Genomic DNA, 18,482 nt, shown 5'->3' on the forward strand with positions numbered 1-18,482 from the left:
CCTATACTTACAGTGTAAGCTTACACTGTAAGTATAGGACAAAAAGGATGAGGATCATGACGAAATCTGGTGATCCGCTCACACGGCAACGGGTGTTAGAAGCCGCCCTGCGCTTGCTTGATCAAGAAGGGCTGGAAGGTTTTAGTATGCGCAAGCTCGGAGCTTCGCTTGGGGTCGAGGCGATGTCGCTCTACAACCATGTGGAGAGTAAGCGAGCTGTATTTGATGGGGTAATCGAACTGCTCATCATTCAGGCACCGTTGCCTCTGCGCCCCAATGCCACGCCACGCGAGGAATTGTGGGCCATTGCTCATGCTTTTCGGGATGTGCTCCGCGCTCATCCACGGGTGCTTCCACTCGTGGCAACCAGTCCGCTGCGCACATCAGCCTCTCTCGCCATGTTAGATCACCTTCTGGGAACACTCCACCTGGCACAGATCACCGGCGTTCAGTCCATCTATGCGCTCCAATGCCTGGTCGGTTTTATTGTTGGGCATACCTTGCTCGGCACGGGAACGCAAGCAATCGCGGATCTGGAACCAGGGCCAAGCGGTCCGACGGTCTGGCAACACTTTCCGGCAGACCACTACCCCAGGCTTCACACGCTCTTGCCAGAGCTCGCACAGTGGAATGCTGACCAGGAGTTTGACTTTGGGTTGCAGGCCCTGTTTCAGGGCTTATTTGAGCAATAGAAAGGGAGAGACAGCATGTCAAGAACAGAGGTAAAACACTACAAAGTCGCCAATGGAGATGTGCAACTCGCGGTCAGTGAGACTGGCCAGGGGCAGACGCTCCTGTTCTTCAACGGTGGTGGGGCAACACAAGTGTCCTGGAAGCGGATCATTGCGAAACTCGAAGGGCAGTATCGGCTCGTGACCTTCGATTTTCGCAATCATGGGAAAACCACCACCGCGCATAACACCTCCTTGGAGAGCTTCCTGGCGGATGCGGAGGCCATGATGGACAAGGTTGCTCTCGATCGACCGATTCTGGTCGGCTGGTCTCTGGGGGCAGATCTAGCTGTCTGGTATGCGGCACGCCATCCAGGGAGGGTGGCAGGGTTGTTTCTCATTGATGGAGCTGTGCCGGTCAACCTGGTGAGTGATCCCGAGGATACAAGAAGGCGACTCAAGACACCAGCGGTGAAATACGGGCCTTTGCTTTTGTCTCTGGTTGGTATGGGCTATCGCCTCACGCCTGATGAGTATGCGACGCTTACCATTGAGCTCAATAGGAGCCGCGAGCAGCTTCTTTCGGTCTATGAGCAACTGGATTGTCCCGTGGAACTGGTTCTGGCAACGAAAAGTGCCGGGGAAAAGGGGGAGCGCGCTGAGCGAAACAATGCCCTATGGCGATCTGGAGGAGAACAACTGGGGCACTTGCATCCAGAGTTTTCTATTCAGTGGTTGGACAGCAGCCATCAACTCCCATTGAAAGAGCCAGTCAGCCTCGCGCGCTCCCTTGGCACGTTTGTCCAACGCATTCAGGCTGGCTCGTCAATCCCAACGGGAGACGAGCGACCAACATCAATTGACCTCGCACTGGAAACGCCGCAAAAGGAAGGGGAATGAGCAAGTGCATTTTGCGCGGAAGCGTTTTGGCCGCTACGATGTGATCGATTTTCTCGCAGTGCTTTTCGGCTACGCGATCAGTGGCTCGGCAGTTTCGGCAATCGTGGCAATGGTCCCTCCCTCAAACAATCGCTTGACATACGGAACAACGTTCCGTATAATACTAATCGGAGCAAAGTTCCGATTAGTATTATCATACGCGAAATAGTGGAAGGAAGATCTTTCTATGAATGAATCAGACATGGCAGCGACATCCGTGACCATGAGTGCGCCTACTCCTGTCGTCTCTGTCAGTCCTGTAGTGCTGCCAACTCCGGGGCGTGCTGTGGATTTGCAGATGCGAGTTTCCGCCCCTGTGACCGGGCGCGATCTCCCCATCATCCTCTTCTCACACGGCCACGGAAACTCGTGGTATCTTTCCTCGTTGCACGGCTACAGCCCACTCGCCGATTTCTGGGCTGCTCACGGCTTCGTCGTGATCCAGCCCACCCATCTCGACTCAAGGGCGCTAGGCCTCAGAGACGCTCCCGGAGGACCCTTGTTCTGGCGGTCCCGCGTAGAGGACATGAAGCGCATCCTCGACCAGCTTGACCTTATCGAGGCTTCCGTGCCGCAACTCAGCGGGCGCCTGGATCGAAGCCGGATCGCCGCAGCCGGGCATTCAATGGGCGGACATACGACAAGTATGCTGTTGGGCGCGCGGCTTACCGATCCCAATGACGGAACGGAAGTGGATATGGCCGATTCCCGGATCAAAGCGGGTGTGCTGCTTGCCGCGCCTGGCAGAGGCGGTGCTGATCTCAGCGCGTTCGCGGCTGAGCATTATCCATTCTTCTTGTACCCCAGCTTTGCTGAGATGACGACGCCGGCCCTCGTGGTCGCGGGCGATAAAGATGTCTCCCCCCATCTGACGGTTCGGGGTGCGGACTGGCATGCTGATCCGTACATCCTGAGTCCCGGCCCCAAGTGCTTGCTTACGTTGTTTGGTGCAAAACATGGGCTTGGCGGGGTTGCCGGGTACGACGCGGCTGAAACGACCGACGAGAACCCCAAGCTACTGGCTGCGGTCCAGCAGCTTACCTGGGCCTACCTGCGCACCGCGCTCTACCCCGAAGACCCCACCTGGCCGGCAGCGCGCATGGCTTTGATGCAGAGTCCCAATCCACTGGGTCGAATTGAATCCAGGTGAAACTCTCAGAAACGCAGTCGCGGTTTCTGATCGATTCGGTCGCGGACAACCTCCGGGGCAGTCGGGCCCTTGGTGAGGCGTTAGCCATCCCGCGGCGGCGTCTGAGACATGGGTGGGGGTGGGGAAGCTTGGCAGCTTCACCCCACAAGGCTAATAGCTTAGCAACTCCAAAGACAAATCACCAGGGGCCGCGCCCACGACAAGGCGGACCAGAACCCGATAGTGCTGAAGATGTGGCCCAGAAGATTCTCGAGGCGGCACGCAATGAGCCGCACGATCCATATATTGATCGTTAAGCGATCAATATGAGTACTGCTTTACCATATGTGGCTCTTCGACCACTTTATGCCTTTGAGAGGGCATCCCAATACGGTCCAAATAAGCCATGCTCCTAACGGAGCACCCTGAACCATGAAATTGCTCATGACAAAAAGCACCATGGGAGCCTGCATCGACATCGGTGGTGGTATGGTGGACCTCTACGTGGCGCGAGGTGCGCAACCTATTGCTGAGTATTGCAAAAGTGATCGGTCGAAGCCGCTGCGCAACTGGTGCGTGAGATTTTTGCGAATCGGCATCCTGGCGGAGGACTCACCGATCTGGAGACTCGCGAGATCCAGCAGCAGAAGGAGAATGAATGAGCTGGATATTTCCTCAGACGAGAGCCTTCAAAAAAGTTTATCCTGGTTGTCCCTTCCAAAGGTGACCAACACTTTCTGCTGTATGACAACGAACTCCAACCCCAGATACATCCACGTCAGACACACCGGTAGAAAAGGTCGCGCACGGCGCGGCATTCACACCGAAACCGATGATCACTATAGACCTATGACAAAAGAAAAAGGGAAATATCGTCCACTTGTGAAAGAATCCCGAAATATAGTGGCGCCATCTACCGGCTCCGCTTGTATTGTTTTGTACGGATCTTTTTACCGCTATTGATCAAAATTCTCATTTCAGCGGCAAATTGCTCATAGGTCATAGTTGCATAATTGTTGATCAGCTTAAGGGTCTCCTCCTCAACTGCATGGTGTTTGTAATATTTACAACGCGAGGTGAAATAGGCTCCTGGATTTTGTAGGGTTGTATAACCAGGCTCATGCATTGACAGGACTGTATCGAAAAAAGCATTCATCACAACTTTAGCACTAAAATTGCTCAAAAGTTGTTCGTTTTGTTTATGAAGTTTTTCTTTGTCTGTTTCCTGACTATCGAAGGTTTCTGAAAGAAAGCGAGCACCCTCTCTACGTAACGTAACGTTATTAAATAATATATTAAATAATATATTAATATTACGTTCACGTAAGACCTCGTAGAGGTCTTTTACGTAAAGCTCCGAGTCAATCGTTTCAGGGATACGTGGCGGTGTAGTATTGGCTGCCTTCGCGATATTGTCCCAGAAGCGCTGATGGCGGACGTAGGGATCTTCCTCATCCTCAGGCTCCTGCAAACAACCTTCTGAGGCTGCCTGGGGGGTAGACTCTGTGAGGGTTGTATTCGCCACAGTTGAGGGATACTCAGACGCGAATGAGTCTACCGCTGGTGGATACTGACTCGCTACTGGTTGTTGAGAGTCTACCGCTGGTGGATACTGACTCGCTACTGGTTGTTGAGAGTCTACCGCTGGTGGATACTGACTCGCTACCGGTTGTTGAGAGTCTACCGCTGGTGGATACTGACTCGCTACCGGTTGTTGAGAGTCTACCGCTGGTGGATACTGACTCGCTACTGGTTGTTGAGAGTCTACCGCTGGTGGATACTGACTCGCTACTGGTTGTTGAGAGTCTACCGCTGGTGGATACTGATCTTTGTCTGTAGGAATATACTGACGTCCCGTACACTCAAAAACATAAGCGCAGGCGTTAAAATTACGTATCCTATAGGATAACGCAAGTGTGCGAATAATGTTTAATTCAATCGACTTCCACATGTATCCTCTGGTACGACTGAGTAGACCAGCGTTATACATACGCAGGTAATGGGTATATAACTGATCGTGAACCTGCTTGAAGAAAATGGGAGGGAGAGCTGATCTTTGCCAGCAAACATTCGGATCTGTTAGCAGATCATCGTAGCGGTAAAGCACGCTTACGATTAAGTTTTCCCCTTCGAGAGATTCCTCCTCGAAAGTCTTCTCTTCATAAGGTTGTTGGTAGACTTCTTCATCCTTTTGTGGATATCCATCCGCATAAGAAGACTTTTCTGTCGACTCAGGTTCAACATGCTCAGTCTCGAGTCTACCCTGTGAGGAGACTTTCCAGCGAGAAGGAGACTTTTCTGTCGACTCAGGTTCAACATGTTCAGTCTCGAGTCTACCCTGAGAGGAGACTTTCCAGGGAGAAGAAGACTTTTCTGTCGACTCAGATTCAACATGTTCAGTCTCGAGTCTACCCTGTGAGGAGACTTTCCAGGAAAAAGGAGACTTTTCTGTCGACTCAGGTTCAACATGTTCAGTCTCGAGTCTACCCTGTGAGGAGACTTTTTGTATTTCAGGGAGACTTTTCCTAGTTTCACGGGTAGACTGTCGTGGGCTTGCCTGAATGGTTTTCTTTGTCTGTTTGCTTGTTTTCTCGATACGCATCTTCGGGCTTATTGCTTGCTTGTCCACAGTGAATGTTGATGGTGAAAATATTTTGCTCATAACTTCACTGATGATGCGTAACGCGATATGCTGCCCTTTAGACGCCTCAATGTCTTCAGACCGCATTATCTCTAACATCGGTCCATAAACGGCGTTGTGAAGGCGTATAGGGGCATCTGCGTCAAGCGGGAAGGGTCCCATCTCCATATCCAGATGGCTTGCCAGTAGCTTATTGAGTATCAGGCGTTCTTTCACCTTTCTGGTGAATTGGCTTACTTTAGGGCGGCTCTGAGTGATGAGTTTGTCCAGAGCAGCTACTGTGGTTGGCTTCTCGATTTTTTGGAGTGGGAAGACTAATTGGACTTCTTTGCCGTGTTTGTGGCGAAAGAGCAATCCTAAGGCTGCAAAGACAACAACATATTTGTGGGTCGTATCATAACCCCAATGGATTGCCTGGGCAAGATGACGGATCGTTCGGACGCTGATGACAGCGACCTTCTCTCCCAGAAATTCCAGGCCAGGTAAGACGTTCTGGATGATCTTTGCGTTCTGGAGTACACGTGCGATAAATTCGAGTCCGCCAGTAGGAAAAAGGGTCGCAATGAATTCCAGAACATCAGCATTGATGTGCTCATAGACGTTATTTTGTGATAACGTGACTGCGGCAAACTCTGAGACAGGCTGCGCTTCTCCTCTCCGCCCCCTTTCTCCGAGCACACTTTGTTGCATATACGTCTCCGCTTCTTCATTGACCGATGTAGACGATGAAATATCCGTTGATTTTCTAGCTCGTGCTTTGTTCATATTTCCAGCCACCACCGAATCCCCTCAAAAATTTTAAAATTTGATGCTTGCTTGATTAGCGAGTAGATCATAATAGTGTTATGAGCAGAGTTGCGCGGGAATTTATATCACCCCAAGATGGAACATTATGTTGATTTATTGTGTAATCCGCGCCTCTCTACAACTTCAAGTTGTGATGTATATAGTACCTTGAGAAATCATGTTTTACTAGTGGTACTACAAGGCAAATGTGGTTTATGAGTCTGGAGGTTTTACGCTCAGAAACGCGCCGTACCATGGTGGGGTTTTCACCGCACCCTGGTGGGGTTTTCACCGCACCCTGGTGGGGTTTTTTCCCTTTGAGCACAGTACTTCTGGTATATTCCTTCCATTTACGTTTATCTGGTTGTTTGCTTGACGTGAAATCCTTTACTGATCATTTTTTTTACTCTTTTTCTTACAGTTATTTATGTAAATATTATGGTGTTTACATGTCAATACAACCTGACTTATTAGCAAACGGTCTGTGCGCCACTTCTACTTATTATCAAATAGATTTTTATCATTGTATGTTCTGTATTAGGAAATGCGCCGGACCCTGGTGGGGTAATTCTAGTAATAAATTATGCCTGATGAATCCTGTTTTTTGTCCAGTTTTGTTACCTTTCTGACCCCAAAATGCACCGAACCCTGGTGGGGTTATTGATACCATTTTGGGATAGAAATGCACCGAACCCTGGTGGGGTTATTTGGCATTGCCAAAAGCAGAAATGCGCCGTACTCCGGTGGGGTTATTTTCCCCATTCATCCCCAAAATGCACCGGACCCTGGTGGGGCTATCGACACCAATTTAGAATAAAAATGCGCCTAACCATGGTGGGGTATTTCGGCATCATAGGATGTGAAAATGCACCGGACCCTGGTGGGGCTATCGACACCAATTTAGAATAAAAATGCGCCTAACCATGGTGGGGTTCGACAAGAGCGGTCTTTCCTCGAACATTTTCATACTTATAAAGGTTAACAAAATTTTAGCATGTTAAAAGGATATTTCTGCGAGGGAAAAGTTAAATATACCTACCTATTTATAAGGGGCAAGATAAAGCTGCCCCATCTTTTTAACCCTGGCATCGCTTCGTAATTAAGGTGAATACTGGCTTTAATTTCGGGTTGTGTCCAATTTGCGCCAGACCCTGGTGGGGTTGATTGATAGATAAAAATGCGAGACGTCCTTATATATAGGTAGAAACTGGTATTTTAATGATGTTTCCTATTGGGAGCATTCACTCTGTCGGAGTGTATTAATTTGGAATAAAAATGCACCGGACCCTGGTGGGGTTATCTGACAATATAGGATGTGAAAATGCGCCCAACCCCGGTGGGGTTATTTTGGGTCATCGAATATAAAAATGCACCGGACCCTGGTGGGGTTGTTTGTCATTAGAAAAAGCAAAAATGCACCGAACCCTGGTGGGGTAATTTGGTGTTAGAAGAACAAAAATGCGCCCAACCCTGGTGGGGGTATCGACGCCAATTTGGAATAAAAATGCACCGGACCCTGGTGGGGTTGTTTGTCATTAGAAAAAGCAAAAATGCACCGAACCCTGGTGGGGTTGTTTGAGCCCTTGACCCCTATTGTGAGAGTGTTTTCTGTTTTTTTATACGATTAAAAATATTGCTGAATTCTATTTGCTCAAGTGCATATGAAATTGATGCGTACCAATCAAACGCGCCGGACCCCGGTGGGGACGACTGTTTCTCGATATTTTGTGCGTTTAGAAATGCACCGGACCCTGGTGGGGAATGGTTTTATCAAGGTGGTAGTGAATGGGAGGATGCAGCGCACCAGTGTATACACGATCTCGCTGAATACAGAATGCGCCACACCCTGGTGGGGATGTATCAACTGTCTGCTTAGTCTCGCTCGCGTGTGCGGGTTTTACGAAGCCGTTTGCGCATAGGATTGTTTATGGCCTGATATTCTTGAATTAATTTCAAAGGGGGGAGGATCTCCCAGCGGGAGGCTATCCATTCTTTACTCCACCGAGTCTGGTTTCTATCCACTTTGCTCAGGCAAACCTGTTTACCAATGATGCCCATATTCTCTAATTTTTCCAGCGCGGCTTCGATGCGAGGGACAAAGCGTGAGGTCATATGGCGCTCGTCTACTTCGATCATGCTGGATGCCAGTAATTCAGACATCATGATCGGAGTACTAAAATCCCCCTGTTTGGCTTGTTCACGCCAGCGCTCGGAAAGGTAGAGCGCCAGGCGCAATGCGTAGCTATCATTTTGGGGATTCAGTTTAAAAATTTGCGTATCTACTTCAGCCAGATATTGGTTCTGGTGTTGTTCATAGGTGCTAATCCAGTCACCCGGGGACACCATAAAGCCGATGATGACATTTTCATTCAGCAGTGTCTTGCGGCTAAACGCCGAATAGCGCATATAGGTTCCATCTACCTGGATCGAAACAGCTTTGCCTTTAACAATCATGGTACAATTTCCCCGCACATTACAGGATGCCAGAAGCGCTAGATCCTGAAGGACACGCTGTTTCTGTTCTGTGCGATAACCATCTGTATAACGCTTGGTGGTTCCGGGATGAGCGATGCGGCTATGCTTTTGCACACCTTGCCATTGTAAAATCTCTTCGAGAAGAATCGCAGCACTACCATTTTTGGCTACGCGATCATTGTGTCGCCGAATATTCCAGAGTCCCAATACGATGCGAGCCGTTAAAACAGTACTTTCGCTCAACTGACGAATTTGCTTGAGTGCCTGTGGTATCTCTAGCGGCCTCTCAGGGGTTCCTAAATAGACCTCAAGCGTATTTGAGGCCAGATAGGATATTTCGCCATCGCCTGGACGCCACATATTTTTCCGTGCCAGCGAGGCCTCGCGCACTGCTTGATCAGGACGGTAGTTGGTAACTTTAATATTCTCTGGAATGTATGGTGTGACATTCTCAAACAGCGTATTTTCGCTCTCAATTTCAACCCCATCGAGAATACGCGCGATATATTCGGTCGCCTCTTCCTCCGTCATGTAATCCGTAATATCGGTTATGGTCTGACTGAGCAGAGTAGAAAGCTCACTATCGTTACCACTCTCGATTTCGCTTTCGTCTGTGAGCACAACCTGGGCATCTTTTGCCGTATCAATAGTATTCTTATTGTCAGTATGATGCGTATTTTTGATCTTTTCGGTTGTGACGAGTTGAAGCTCTTGTTGTTGATGTTTTTCCATCAAGAATTCCCTTCAAGATACCTGATATAAGCAATACAAATTCGTCTATGAGTCGCCTATGACGGTTCTCTTCTTATTGTATACCTCAGGCTGGCTATTCGTACCCTGACCGCCCGCATATGCCAGATCGTTTTGTTTGAAACAAGTTCTTACATTATTGTGGTTGGAGATAGCTTCTATCTGGCTTACACTGCAGTGCGCATGAGATTCCTGTGGGTAGGGTAGCATATTGTACAGTCCTTGTGAAGAGTTTACGAGCTATTATGGGTGCTAAATAGTGCATAGATTTGGCTTTAAGAAACAGAGTAGCGAGTTGATTCATCTCTTTTTAAAGAGTGGATACATGTCACAGGCGTTTTCTCATCTTGAAGATTGTGGTTAAGGATGGATATCCATCGTTATATAAGTGCCAGAGTTTTTTTTACTTGGCGACACGTTTGAGATCTTTCTGTGACAAATTTCTTCTATCATTAAGTGGAGATGCTACGTAAAAGAAAAAATTGGATGGATTATGAAGCCAAACGCCATTGATAAACATATTCAATCGAAACCAGCTATCGCTTTAACGAGCCAGAATGATCGGTTTGAGGGATCGCTCGCTGGTCCTGTTCCTGTGCTTCCTTCGCATGCCCACTATGTATCTGTGGGAGCTAGCATTTTTTCTTCATTGCTCTTACGTGTCGCCAGTCGTATCAGTTTTGTCCTGCTCGGCTTTTATCTTGGCGAACATTTTACTTCGGCTGGAGTCGTCGCGCTGGTCCTTGAGTCTTTCTATCTGAGCGAACTTCTGCTCGCGCCACTCTCTGGGAGCATTTCTGATCGTATTGGACGCAAGCCCTTCTTATTGGGAGCGCCTATGCTGGGTGCATTGGCCGCACTGTGTCTGTTATTGAGCACCTGGATTTATCCACATCCAGATGCAAGATATTTCTCTATTCAGCTCTTTTTCCTGCTGTGTTTAATCCTTTGTGGTCGTTTGCTAGAGGGCGCGACCACGGCATTGAATACTCCTGCCAGCCTCGGCTATATTACGGATAGCACCTATGGCCTGCCAGGATTGCGCACAAAGGTGATGACTGCCTTTGAAGTGGCAACGGTCGGTGGGCTGGCACTGGCAATCCCTTTTGGAGGACAGGTTAGCGTACTATTGGGAAATTGGGGTTTCCTGGTTGTGATGGCCCTCCATCTCTGCAATGTGCTGGTAGTGGCTTTCTTTGTTAAAGAGCGTCAGTTCCGTACATGGCGGGCAAAAAATACCCCCTCGCTCATGAGCAGTTTCTTCCTGTTACGAGATAGGCATATTGCAATCTTTTTGCCTGCCTGGCTGTCAGTTAATACTCTGGTAGGCGCCTGGATTACCCTGATTGTGATCACACTTACCTATCCTAATCCAGCTGCTGACTTACGTCATCCACATCAATTGCTCTATGGTGGTTTCGGCAAGAGTTCCGCAACGCTTATCTTTGGTGGATTTGGACTGCTGTTTTTATTGGGCATGGGACTCTGGTTGTTGGTGATACCACATTTACGCCGCACTACGGTGATGTTGATCGGCCTGGCCGGGCTGGCACTTTGTATCGCCGCCCTGACAGCTATCAATGGATTGGCCGAAAATGTCTCATCCCTTACCCAGGAGACCAGCGTATGGCTATGGCTCTTACTCCCGTTGGTGATGATTGGCGTGTTGTTGCTCAGCGGTTTTACCCCTGTTTCACTGACACAAATGGCTTCGATTTCTGAGCGCAAGCCGGACATGAATGGGAGCGCCATGGGACTCTATTCGGTGGTCATGGGAATTGGACAACTTGTAGGAGCCTCAATAGGAGGCTTTTCTATTGACCTGGGTGGCTTCTATGGCTTGATGGCTTTCTCGGCTATTCTGGGCGTCTGTTCGCTGGTCAGTGTGTTTTATATGCGTGCTTATCGGCACGATACTATCCAGGCTTGAGTTTCGACGCAAACATTGCGACCGGTAGAAACTGCAATGTTTCTGCCGGTTTTTTACAGGCTATTTTTGCTTTTGACGAATTTTATGCGCCCGATATAGTGCCTGCTTGTTGAAAATCTCATCTTCAGGTGTATACTCATATTTAGCGTAGTGCTTGATACCAGGAACCCCATTTTCCGGAGAGACAAGGAGAATACTATCGTGATGGCTTGCTTAGGGGTTGCCACGACTCAAATTTTCTAATCTCCAGGGATAACTGGTTTCATTTGTGAGTCTTAGTGCGACTATGATCCGTTACAACAAGAGAAGCGCATGATAGCCTCCTTACATTCAGGCTCATGCACCACATGAATATGAACAATATTAGTGAGGAGATAGAAATGGCAGATGTAGCATATTGTGTAAAGTGCAAAGAAAAACGCGACATGAAGGACCCTCATCAGATCACAATGAAAAATGGCAAGCCTGCTTTACAGGGAACTTGCTCAGTTTGTGGTACTAAATTGACGCGTATTCTTTCCAGCCAAAAAGCATAAGCTTTGAGCTAAATGCATAAAGCCCCAGGGCTCTTTTTTAGAGCCTGGGGCTTTTTCAGTTTTTGTAGAGATGGCGGTGCTATCTGTCAGGAAAATTTCAAGTGGCGTGGGGATTTAAATTGTGTTTTGCTCACCACCTGTTGTGATTTAGAGACGGTCGGTGTCGCCAATGCTGGATCTGTTAAAATACCTCTGGCCTGCGCGATCTTATAGGACCAGACGAGTTCTTCCGTGAAACGCTTTACGCTGGGGAAGCGCCTAGTTGCATCCTTTTCCAGTGCGCGTAAGATAACTTTTTCAACATTCTCAGGACAATACACGCCGCGCTCTTTGAACGCAGGCGGTGCTACAAAGAGATGCTGATGGGTGATTTCGTGGAATGTCCCGGTAAATGGCCAATCTCCACTCAGCCATTCATACACCATGATGCCCAGCGCATATTGATCACTTCCACGGCGCGGTTTGCCTTGCAATTGTTCAGGCGCTGCATAAGGGGTCGTTCCTTCGAATTCGCGCAGAGAGGCATGGATGGGACTGAGGCTGTGTGAGGTAATGGCTGTGCCAAAGTCACTCAGCAAGATTTCATCGTTGGGTCCCAGCAGCAAATTATGAGGTTTGATATCACGATGAACTAAACCTTGCTCATGGGTGTATTGCAGCGCTGGTGTAATTTGTTCAACCAGTTGCAGCACGGTTTCCAGGCTGAGACGCATCCCCTTTGGATAACGTTGTCGCAGCGAACCATTGGGCGCATAGCGCATAGTCAGGTACGCTACATCATCCTCAATGCCATAGTCCAGAATCGGTACAATGTTTGGATGCTGTAGTTGCATGAGCGCAGCCGATTGGTTCAGAAACTTTTCCGCACTTTCGCCTGTCCAGCGTCCATAGTGAAGTTTCAGCGCAACCGGTGTTTGCGTTTCCGTATTTGTCGCAAGATAGACTTCAGATAAATCGCTTTTTCCGAGTAACTGCTTTATCTGGTAATTACCAATATGTTGGTCTGCGTAACGGCTCTCATTCATGAATAGTAAAATTCATCTTTTTATTTTTCTACGCTTCTGCTTGATATTTCTTAACGCTGCGGCATTTGTGGATCATTACTGCGATTGTACAAGTACAAATCAAGCGTTGTCAACTAATAGAGACGGACTATCCTAAATGGATTATATTTGCATACTGTCTTGCATCCAAGATGTTATAATTTTGTGATAAGCAAACGGCAGTTATGCACAGTTTAGCCTGAGAAGTGGTCGTACAAACTTTCTATTATTCGGAGATATAGAGGGATACTTTCATCGCTCCTGCTCAATTCAGGGGAGCATTGAACCTGCATAGCCTTTTTTCTCCCTTGTCTTTTTAGTATTTGCGCAATGAATGCTTGACATTGGATGACCTGACCGTTAATATAATGACTAACAAGTCACTTTATATAATAAGTAGTCATCAGCCAACACTTATTATGCAACAGGCAAGGAGGCAATTATTATGGATACGCCGCAACCTCGCTCTCTCAAGGAGAAGCAACGTCAGGAGCGCGAACTGCTCATTTTACAGGTCGCTGAAGATGTATTGCTTGAAAAAGGCTACCGTGATACTTCTATGGACGAAATCGCGGCGCGGGTTGGCATCGCCAAAGGAACCCTTTATCTCCACTTCGCCAAAAAAGAAGATTTGATGCTTGCTTTTTTTGAGCGTGAAATGGTCGGTATCCTCACTTGCTTGAAAAAAATCTACGCTACGCATCAGAGTGTGCAGAGCCGATTAGAGAAATTTGTTAAAACAATATATAGCGATCCTAAAGAGCGTCGTGGACATCTCATGTATATTTTTATCAATAGTGATGATTTTACGATGACCGTAAAGCATCAAGCGCAGCCTATTTTTGCTGAAATTGTTCAGGAGGTTTCGGCTTTGCTGGATGAAGGTAAGGCCAATGGTGAGTTTGATACCTTGATTCCAACGCCTCTCATGACAACGAGTTTCTTCAGTTTGCTATCTCCTCGCACCTACCGCTCTCTGATCGAGAGAGGCTATGATCCCAAAGAGATTATGCGTTATTCACTGGGCATTTACTTTCGTGGTATTGGTGGACAATTCTCCTTTGCCACAGAGCAACAGTCTTAAGCATGAGTCGTGTCTGTTTTTTTGCTGCTATAGCAAGAAATACAATTTTTTATTAAAATGCCTTAACACTATTGTTCATTCTCTCGTGTCTGTTTCTCCCTGTTCTTCTGGCATAAAGAATCGGGGAGAGCATACACAAGAGAATGAATAGTAAGCAGAGTAATCATGCTGAGCGAGTGTTATCCGCGTCGTTCATTGGTGCTACTTGTCGTAGCCTTGGCCTGGACTTTTTCTTCCTGTACTACTGCCGGTTGCGCGCTGGCAGTCTCATGCTGCTGGGATTGGCCTGCTGCAGCCTGTTGCTGTTGTTTAATGACATTTTTTTTCTGTTGTACCGCACGCTGACGTTTCTCGGCCTGGCTTTTCTTATACCAATCACGGGCGGAGAGGAGAAAGCGATAGAGACGGTAGAGAGCGGGCTGATAGGCCAGATCCTGGGTCTCCAGTGATCGTATCGCGTAACCGCCAAAACCACTCTTAAAGACATAGATGCCCCACATCGGATCGCCCTCTTCCAGCACATCGGGAATGCCTCTGAAATTATAGTACCAGCAGCCCTGAGCTTTGGCCCATTGAAAGGCGGTCCATTGCAGCAAGTGATTGGGCATACGGTCTCGATGTTCGTTGCTGGAGGCTCCATACATATACCAGCACCAGCGTCCATGGGTGACCAGTAAAGCGGCGGCCAGTGGTTGTCCTTCGTATTCGGCGATCATAATTTTGGCGCGCTCACCATACAGCGTCATGAGACGCTCATAGAAGCTTTCCTCATAAATAAAGAATGTATCGCGATTGCTGGTGGTTTTCAATAATGTATAGAAAATATGGAGATCCTGAGGACCAGAACCGTGGCGTATCTGCACATCCTTACGGCCTGCCAGGCGGACACAGTAGCGCCAGGTTTTTTTCATACCGGCCAATATTTTTTGCTCATCCGGTCGTAGATCCAGAACCCATTCATGACGGAGATGGCGTGCTTCAGGATTCTTGCAAAATCCCCGTCTGGCTAGCGCACGTAACCAGGCTTCATCATCATGGGGAACGCCTGGTTCAATTTTAAGCATAAATGCATGGCGTTTGCGGGCCTCGTCTTTCGCGAACGCAAGTAAAATATCCATCGCTGGCGTTTCAGGATTGTCAATGATGGGGCCGCGAGGTGCATAGAAATAGGTCGCTTTGAGGAGAGCTGCCTTGGATATAATGATCAACATGGCGGCGCAAAGCTCTCCCTCGTCATTCAGGACGCCAATCGGGAGCATCTCTCCAGCGCGGCTGGACATGAGTTCTCCCCATTCATAGGTTTGCGTAACATTACAGCCTTCTGAATTCGCAATAAATGTATTCCATAACTGGCGATCAGTGATTATTTGTGCTTTCATAACTGCCCCCAAATTTCTCTTTGTTGTGGGGGCGAGTATGAGCATATGAGATATGTACCAACCACCACAAACTTTCGATAATAGGTTTTTTAGAAAATGGAAAAAAGGAACGATAAACGAGCCAATCTGCTACGATAGAAAGAGTCTCAAAATGTTCGTCGTATCAGGAGGTGCGTCATGTCTACCTCAAGCCCATTATCGCAATGGAAAGAAAGTGTGTCAATGACTTTTTCTGTGTGCAGCCATCCAAAGGGGATCGCCTTCATTCTGCGTCGTTATTGAATAGTAAATGCGAATTTGAGAGGTAGTAAGTGCATTTGTGTTGTACTTACCTGTAAATGGAATAGTCTGAAAGTACCTTGCTTTCTCTGTCGTCGGGATGTCGCTCTCTTCACATATGGGTTTTTGCACGCGCTTGCACACCTGGCCCTTTTTCGCAGGCTCAAAAGCCTAAAAATATACAAAGTCGAGCTAATCAAATAAGCTATTTAGCGTCTTCTTTTACCGATTGTTGTTTGAGCCAGAGCGTAATCAATTCATAAGCCAGGCTTGAAGGCGGAGGTAGTTCTGGCAGGTTGTCGCGTGTGAACCAGCGAATATCATCAAGCTCGTCATCGGTAGGCTGGAATGTTCCCTCTTTATAACGTGCCATATAGCCAATCATAAGCTGGCTGGGAAAAGGCCACGGTTGGCTGGTAACATAAACCAGATCGGTGACAGCTATGCCCGTTTCTTCTTTAACTTCGCGCTCAACACATTCCTCAAGCATCTCACCGGGCTCGACAAAGCCAGCAATTAAGCCATAGCGGTCTCCCCAACCGGGTTTATGACCCATCAGTATACGGTCCCCATCATGGATAAGGACAATAATAGCCGGGATAACAGGAGGATATCCACTATAATCGCCACGGGTACAGCGTCTCCCCCATCCGCCCGGTACTGGTTCCATGGGCGCGCTGCACACAGGACAATAGCGGCTGATCCTGTGCCAGTTGATGAGTTGAGCCGCGTAGCTGGCGATATTGTACTCAATATCTGTTGTGCGCCTGTACAGTTCCCGTAATCCAATCGCTTTCCAATCCTCTGGCAAACTGGCATCGGGATCGATGATTGTAGCCAGACAGGGTTGCCCATTGAGTCGTCCGATATAGAGTGGTGATTGATGGGGCAAGCTAGCGATAAGGAGAGCATCTCCCTCAAGCAGGGAAATTTTATCGTCATGGACATGCACCAGCAGTTTGTTGTTTTGTTGTGGAAACCAGAGTACTGACCCTTCTGGGATGGCCGCTGGTGGATAGACGCGCTCAAATCTCTTGTATCCGCCGACACTATCGGTGTTTTCCATTGTATATCCTTTATCGCATTGTTGCATTACTTGAGGTTTTCGATACATCCTCTTCCTGACTTGAATTTATAGTATCACACGATCTCCAGTTCTGAGAACGATCAGGAGGCATCCAACGTGCTTTTGTTGAGCTGTAAGTCTTAGCTGACCATACCAGCTTCCTACTGTTGAACAAATTGTCCATCTGTTCCGTATTACTAGTAGTAAACTCAATGTGTCCGAGCTCTCTCTCTCCTCCCTGCGCAGGCGGCAAAAAAGTGAAGAGGGAAGCCCTGGTTCTGTGAAAGAACACATTCTTTTTACTGGAAATAATTATCTTTGTGTATCAAATACGAGGTTACATATTTATATATATAATGGCTGGCATATTTTATGAAGGGAGATATACTGAATTATAGAAGATGGTTTGTATTGTTCTTTTTATGTATTATCTACTTTTCTGTGTATATACTACATAAAAACAAATCTAGGATTTTTATCTGTGTGTGTGTATGATGCGGCTGAGGTTGGGGGGTATTATTGGAGCGGTTTATTATGTATTCAAAACCATTATCAGTTGGTAACGATTCATCTACCATACGTATTGTTTCTGTTTTAGCCGAATATCCTGGCGTTTATCCTACTATTTCTGCGGCGCTCTCTGCATCGTTGGATGGCGATACAATCCTTATTGAGCCGGGCACTTACTGTGAAAGCCTGCTTATTGATAAAGCTGTGTCTCTGGTGGGAAATGGTGCCTGTGGAGATATTGTACTTGAGAGCTATAATCAGCCGTGCCTCTCTCTGTCTTCCACCGGTATCCACATTGAATGTTTAACGGTGCGTTGTCGCATAAATATGCAAGCGGAGTTGTATGGTGCTGTGAATGTTACGCAGGGTGTCGTTGAAATTGTAAATTGTGATCTCTCATCTGCTTCTTACGCCTGCCTGATGCTTGCTGGGCCTACAACACGCGTAGTTATGCGTCATTCCATTGTGCATGATAGTTCCGGCTATGGCGTTTTTGTTGGCACGGTAGCGCAATGTTTGCTTGAGCAATGTACGTTCAGTAACAATATGTATGCTGAAGTGATGGCGGTCCAAAACAGCGAGGTGATTTTACAGGCTTGTATTTTATGCCATGGCAAGGGGTATGGAGTGCTGGTTGCCGAGTGTAGCCATGGATGCCTGTCAAATTGTGACATTTATAAGAATGCTCAGGCCGGCATCGCTGTGTGTCAGGATAGTGTCGCAGAGATATCCACCTGTAAGGTACATGATGGTAAAGCTTCCGGTGTGACTTTTAGTCAAAATGCACATGGAATTATGGAGCATTGCGATGTGTATGCCAATTGCAGTTCCGCGGTTGAAATCAAACAAAATAGCAATCCTGTGATTCGGGCATGCAAGATTTATAAAGGAAAATGGTCGGGCATCTTTATAGGGGATCGGAGTGGAGGGATCATCGAAGATTGTGAGATTCTTAATAATACTCTGGCAGGTATTGAAGTGACCTGGGAAAGTGATCCGACGATTCGCCATTGCAGAATTCATTATCATGGTCGGGGCATTGCTGTGTTTCAACGTGGCCGAGGTACTGTCAAGGATTGCGATCTGAGGAATAATTCGCAAAGCTCGGTGCTGGTTGAAGCTGGCTCACAGCTTGCTCAGGAGCGCAATAGTGATTGATCAGTTGCAGAACAGGTTATGTAACTTCTAGCTGGTTTTAGCCAGCACAACAAGCTGTCGCCGTTACGGAGCAGGAATGGCGATACTTGTTATGCATACTGTTAGT

General features: G+C 47.6%; 14 protein-coding genes. 8 read left to right on the top strand and 6 right to left on the bottom strand.

All coding sequences use genetic code 11. The annotated features are described in order from the left end of the window. Positions 1 to 56: 56 nt before the first annotated feature. Together F1593_RS11725 and F1593_RS11730 are read left to right on the top strand one after the other, a co-directional pair. A complete protein-coding gene (locus F1593_RS11725) occupies positions 57 to 692 on the top strand; it encodes a TetR/AcrR family transcriptional regulator (RefSeq protein ID WP_172632061.1) in 636 nt (211 codons plus the stop codon). A 15-nt stretch (positions 693 to 707) separates the two neighbouring features. After that, positions 708 to 1,571 carry an alpha/beta fold hydrolase gene (locus F1593_RS11730; RefSeq protein ID WP_149401751.1) on the top strand — a complete coding sequence of 288 codons (864 nt, stop codon included), beginning with the start codon at positions 708 to 710 and terminating at the stop codon, positions 1,569 to 1,571. 69 nt (positions 1,572 to 1,640) lie between these two features. Here the strand turns inward: F1593_RS11730 and F1593_RS29275 are convergent, their stop codons facing one another. Then, positions 1,641 to 1,952 (bottom strand): hypothetical protein, encoded by a 312-nt coding sequence (locus tag F1593_RS29275; RefSeq protein WP_235932558.1) that lies wholly within the window; start codon positions 1,950 to 1,952, stop codon positions 1,641 to 1,643. On the opposite strand from F1593_RS29275, the gene F1593_RS29280 reads away from it, so the two are divergent. Then, a complete protein-coding gene (locus F1593_RS29280) occupies positions 1,834 to 2,760 on the top strand; it encodes an alpha/beta hydrolase family protein (protein WP_371873826.1) in 927 nt (308 codons plus the stop codon). The genes F1593_RS29275 and F1593_RS29280 overlap by 119 nt on opposite strands. A 128-nt stretch (positions 2,761 to 2,888) precedes the next feature. Further along, positions 2,889 to 3,056 carry a hypothetical protein gene (locus F1593_RS28320; RefSeq protein ID WP_172632063.1) on the top strand — a complete coding sequence of 56 codons (168 nt, stop codon included), beginning with the start codon at positions 2,889 to 2,891 and terminating at the stop codon, positions 3,054 to 3,056. A gap of 596 nt (positions 3,057 to 3,652) precedes the next feature. On the opposite strand, the gene F1593_RS11745 is transcribed toward F1593_RS28320, so the two are convergent. Next, entirely contained in the window at positions 3,653 to 6,145 is a 2,493-nt protein-coding gene (locus F1593_RS11745; RefSeq protein WP_149401753.1) for a hypothetical protein, read from the bottom strand. Positions 6,146 to 8,038: 1,893 nt separating this feature from the next. After that, entirely contained in the window at positions 8,039 to 9,373 is a 1,335-nt protein-coding gene (locus F1593_RS11750; protein WP_149401754.1) for a hypothetical protein, read from the bottom strand. 511 nt (positions 9,374 to 9,884) lie between these two features. On the opposite strand from F1593_RS11750, the gene F1593_RS11755 reads away from it, so the two are divergent. Both F1593_RS11755 and F1593_RS28325 read left to right on the top strand, forming a co-directional pair. Further along, a complete protein-coding gene (locus F1593_RS11755; protein ID WP_149401755.1) occupies positions 9,885 to 11,321 on the top strand; it encodes an MFS transporter in 1,437 nt (478 codons plus the stop codon). A 380-nt stretch (positions 11,322 to 11,701) separates the two neighbouring features. Beyond that, positions 11,702 to 11,857 (top strand): DUF5679 domain-containing protein, encoded by a 156-nt coding sequence (locus tag F1593_RS28325; RefSeq protein WP_172632064.1) that lies wholly within the window; start codon positions 11,702 to 11,704, stop codon positions 11,855 to 11,857. Positions 11,858 to 11,943: 86 nt separating this feature from the next. Here the strand turns inward: F1593_RS28325 and F1593_RS11760 are convergent, their stop codons facing one another. Next, complete coding sequence (locus F1593_RS11760; protein WP_149401756.1) at positions 11,944 to 12,882, bottom strand: serine/threonine protein kinase; 939 nt, start codon at positions 12,880 to 12,882, stop codon at positions 11,944 to 11,946. A 463-nt stretch (positions 12,883 to 13,345) separates the two neighbouring features. Here F1593_RS11760 and F1593_RS11765 point away from each other — a divergent pair, with 463 nt between their 5' ends. Beyond that, entirely contained in the window at positions 13,346 to 13,984 is a 639-nt protein-coding gene (locus tag F1593_RS11765; protein ID WP_149401757.1) for a TetR/AcrR family transcriptional regulator, read from the top strand. Positions 13,985 to 14,163: 179 nt separating this feature from the next. Here F1593_RS11765 and F1593_RS11770 read toward each other — a convergent pair whose 3' ends face one another. Both F1593_RS11770 and nudC read right to left on the bottom strand, forming a co-directional pair. Further along, a complete protein-coding gene (locus F1593_RS11770; protein WP_172632065.1) occupies positions 14,164 to 15,363 on the bottom strand; it encodes a lipid II:glycine glycyltransferase FemX in 1,200 nt (399 codons plus the stop codon). A gap of 484 nt (positions 15,364 to 15,847) precedes the next feature. Beyond that, positions 15,848 to 16,708 (bottom strand): NAD(+) diphosphatase, encoded by an 861-nt coding sequence (gene nudC / locus F1593_RS11775; RefSeq protein WP_172632066.1) that lies wholly within the window; start codon positions 16,706 to 16,708, stop codon positions 15,848 to 15,850. 534 nt (positions 16,709 to 17,242) lie between these two features. On the opposite strand from nudC, the gene F1593_RS11780 reads away from it, so the two are divergent. Further along, positions 17,243 to 18,376 carry a right-handed parallel beta-helix repeat-containing protein gene (locus F1593_RS11780; protein WP_149401760.1) on the top strand — a complete coding sequence of 378 codons (1,134 nt, stop codon included), beginning with the start codon at positions 17,243 to 17,245 and terminating at the stop codon, positions 18,374 to 18,376. The last annotated feature ends 106 nt before the right edge of the window (positions 18,377 to 18,482 follow it).

The organism is Dictyobacter arantiisoli (assembly GCF_008326305.1).
GTDB lineage: Bacteria > Chloroflexota > Ktedonobacteria > Ktedonobacterales > Ktedonobacteraceae > Dictyobacter > Dictyobacter arantiisoli.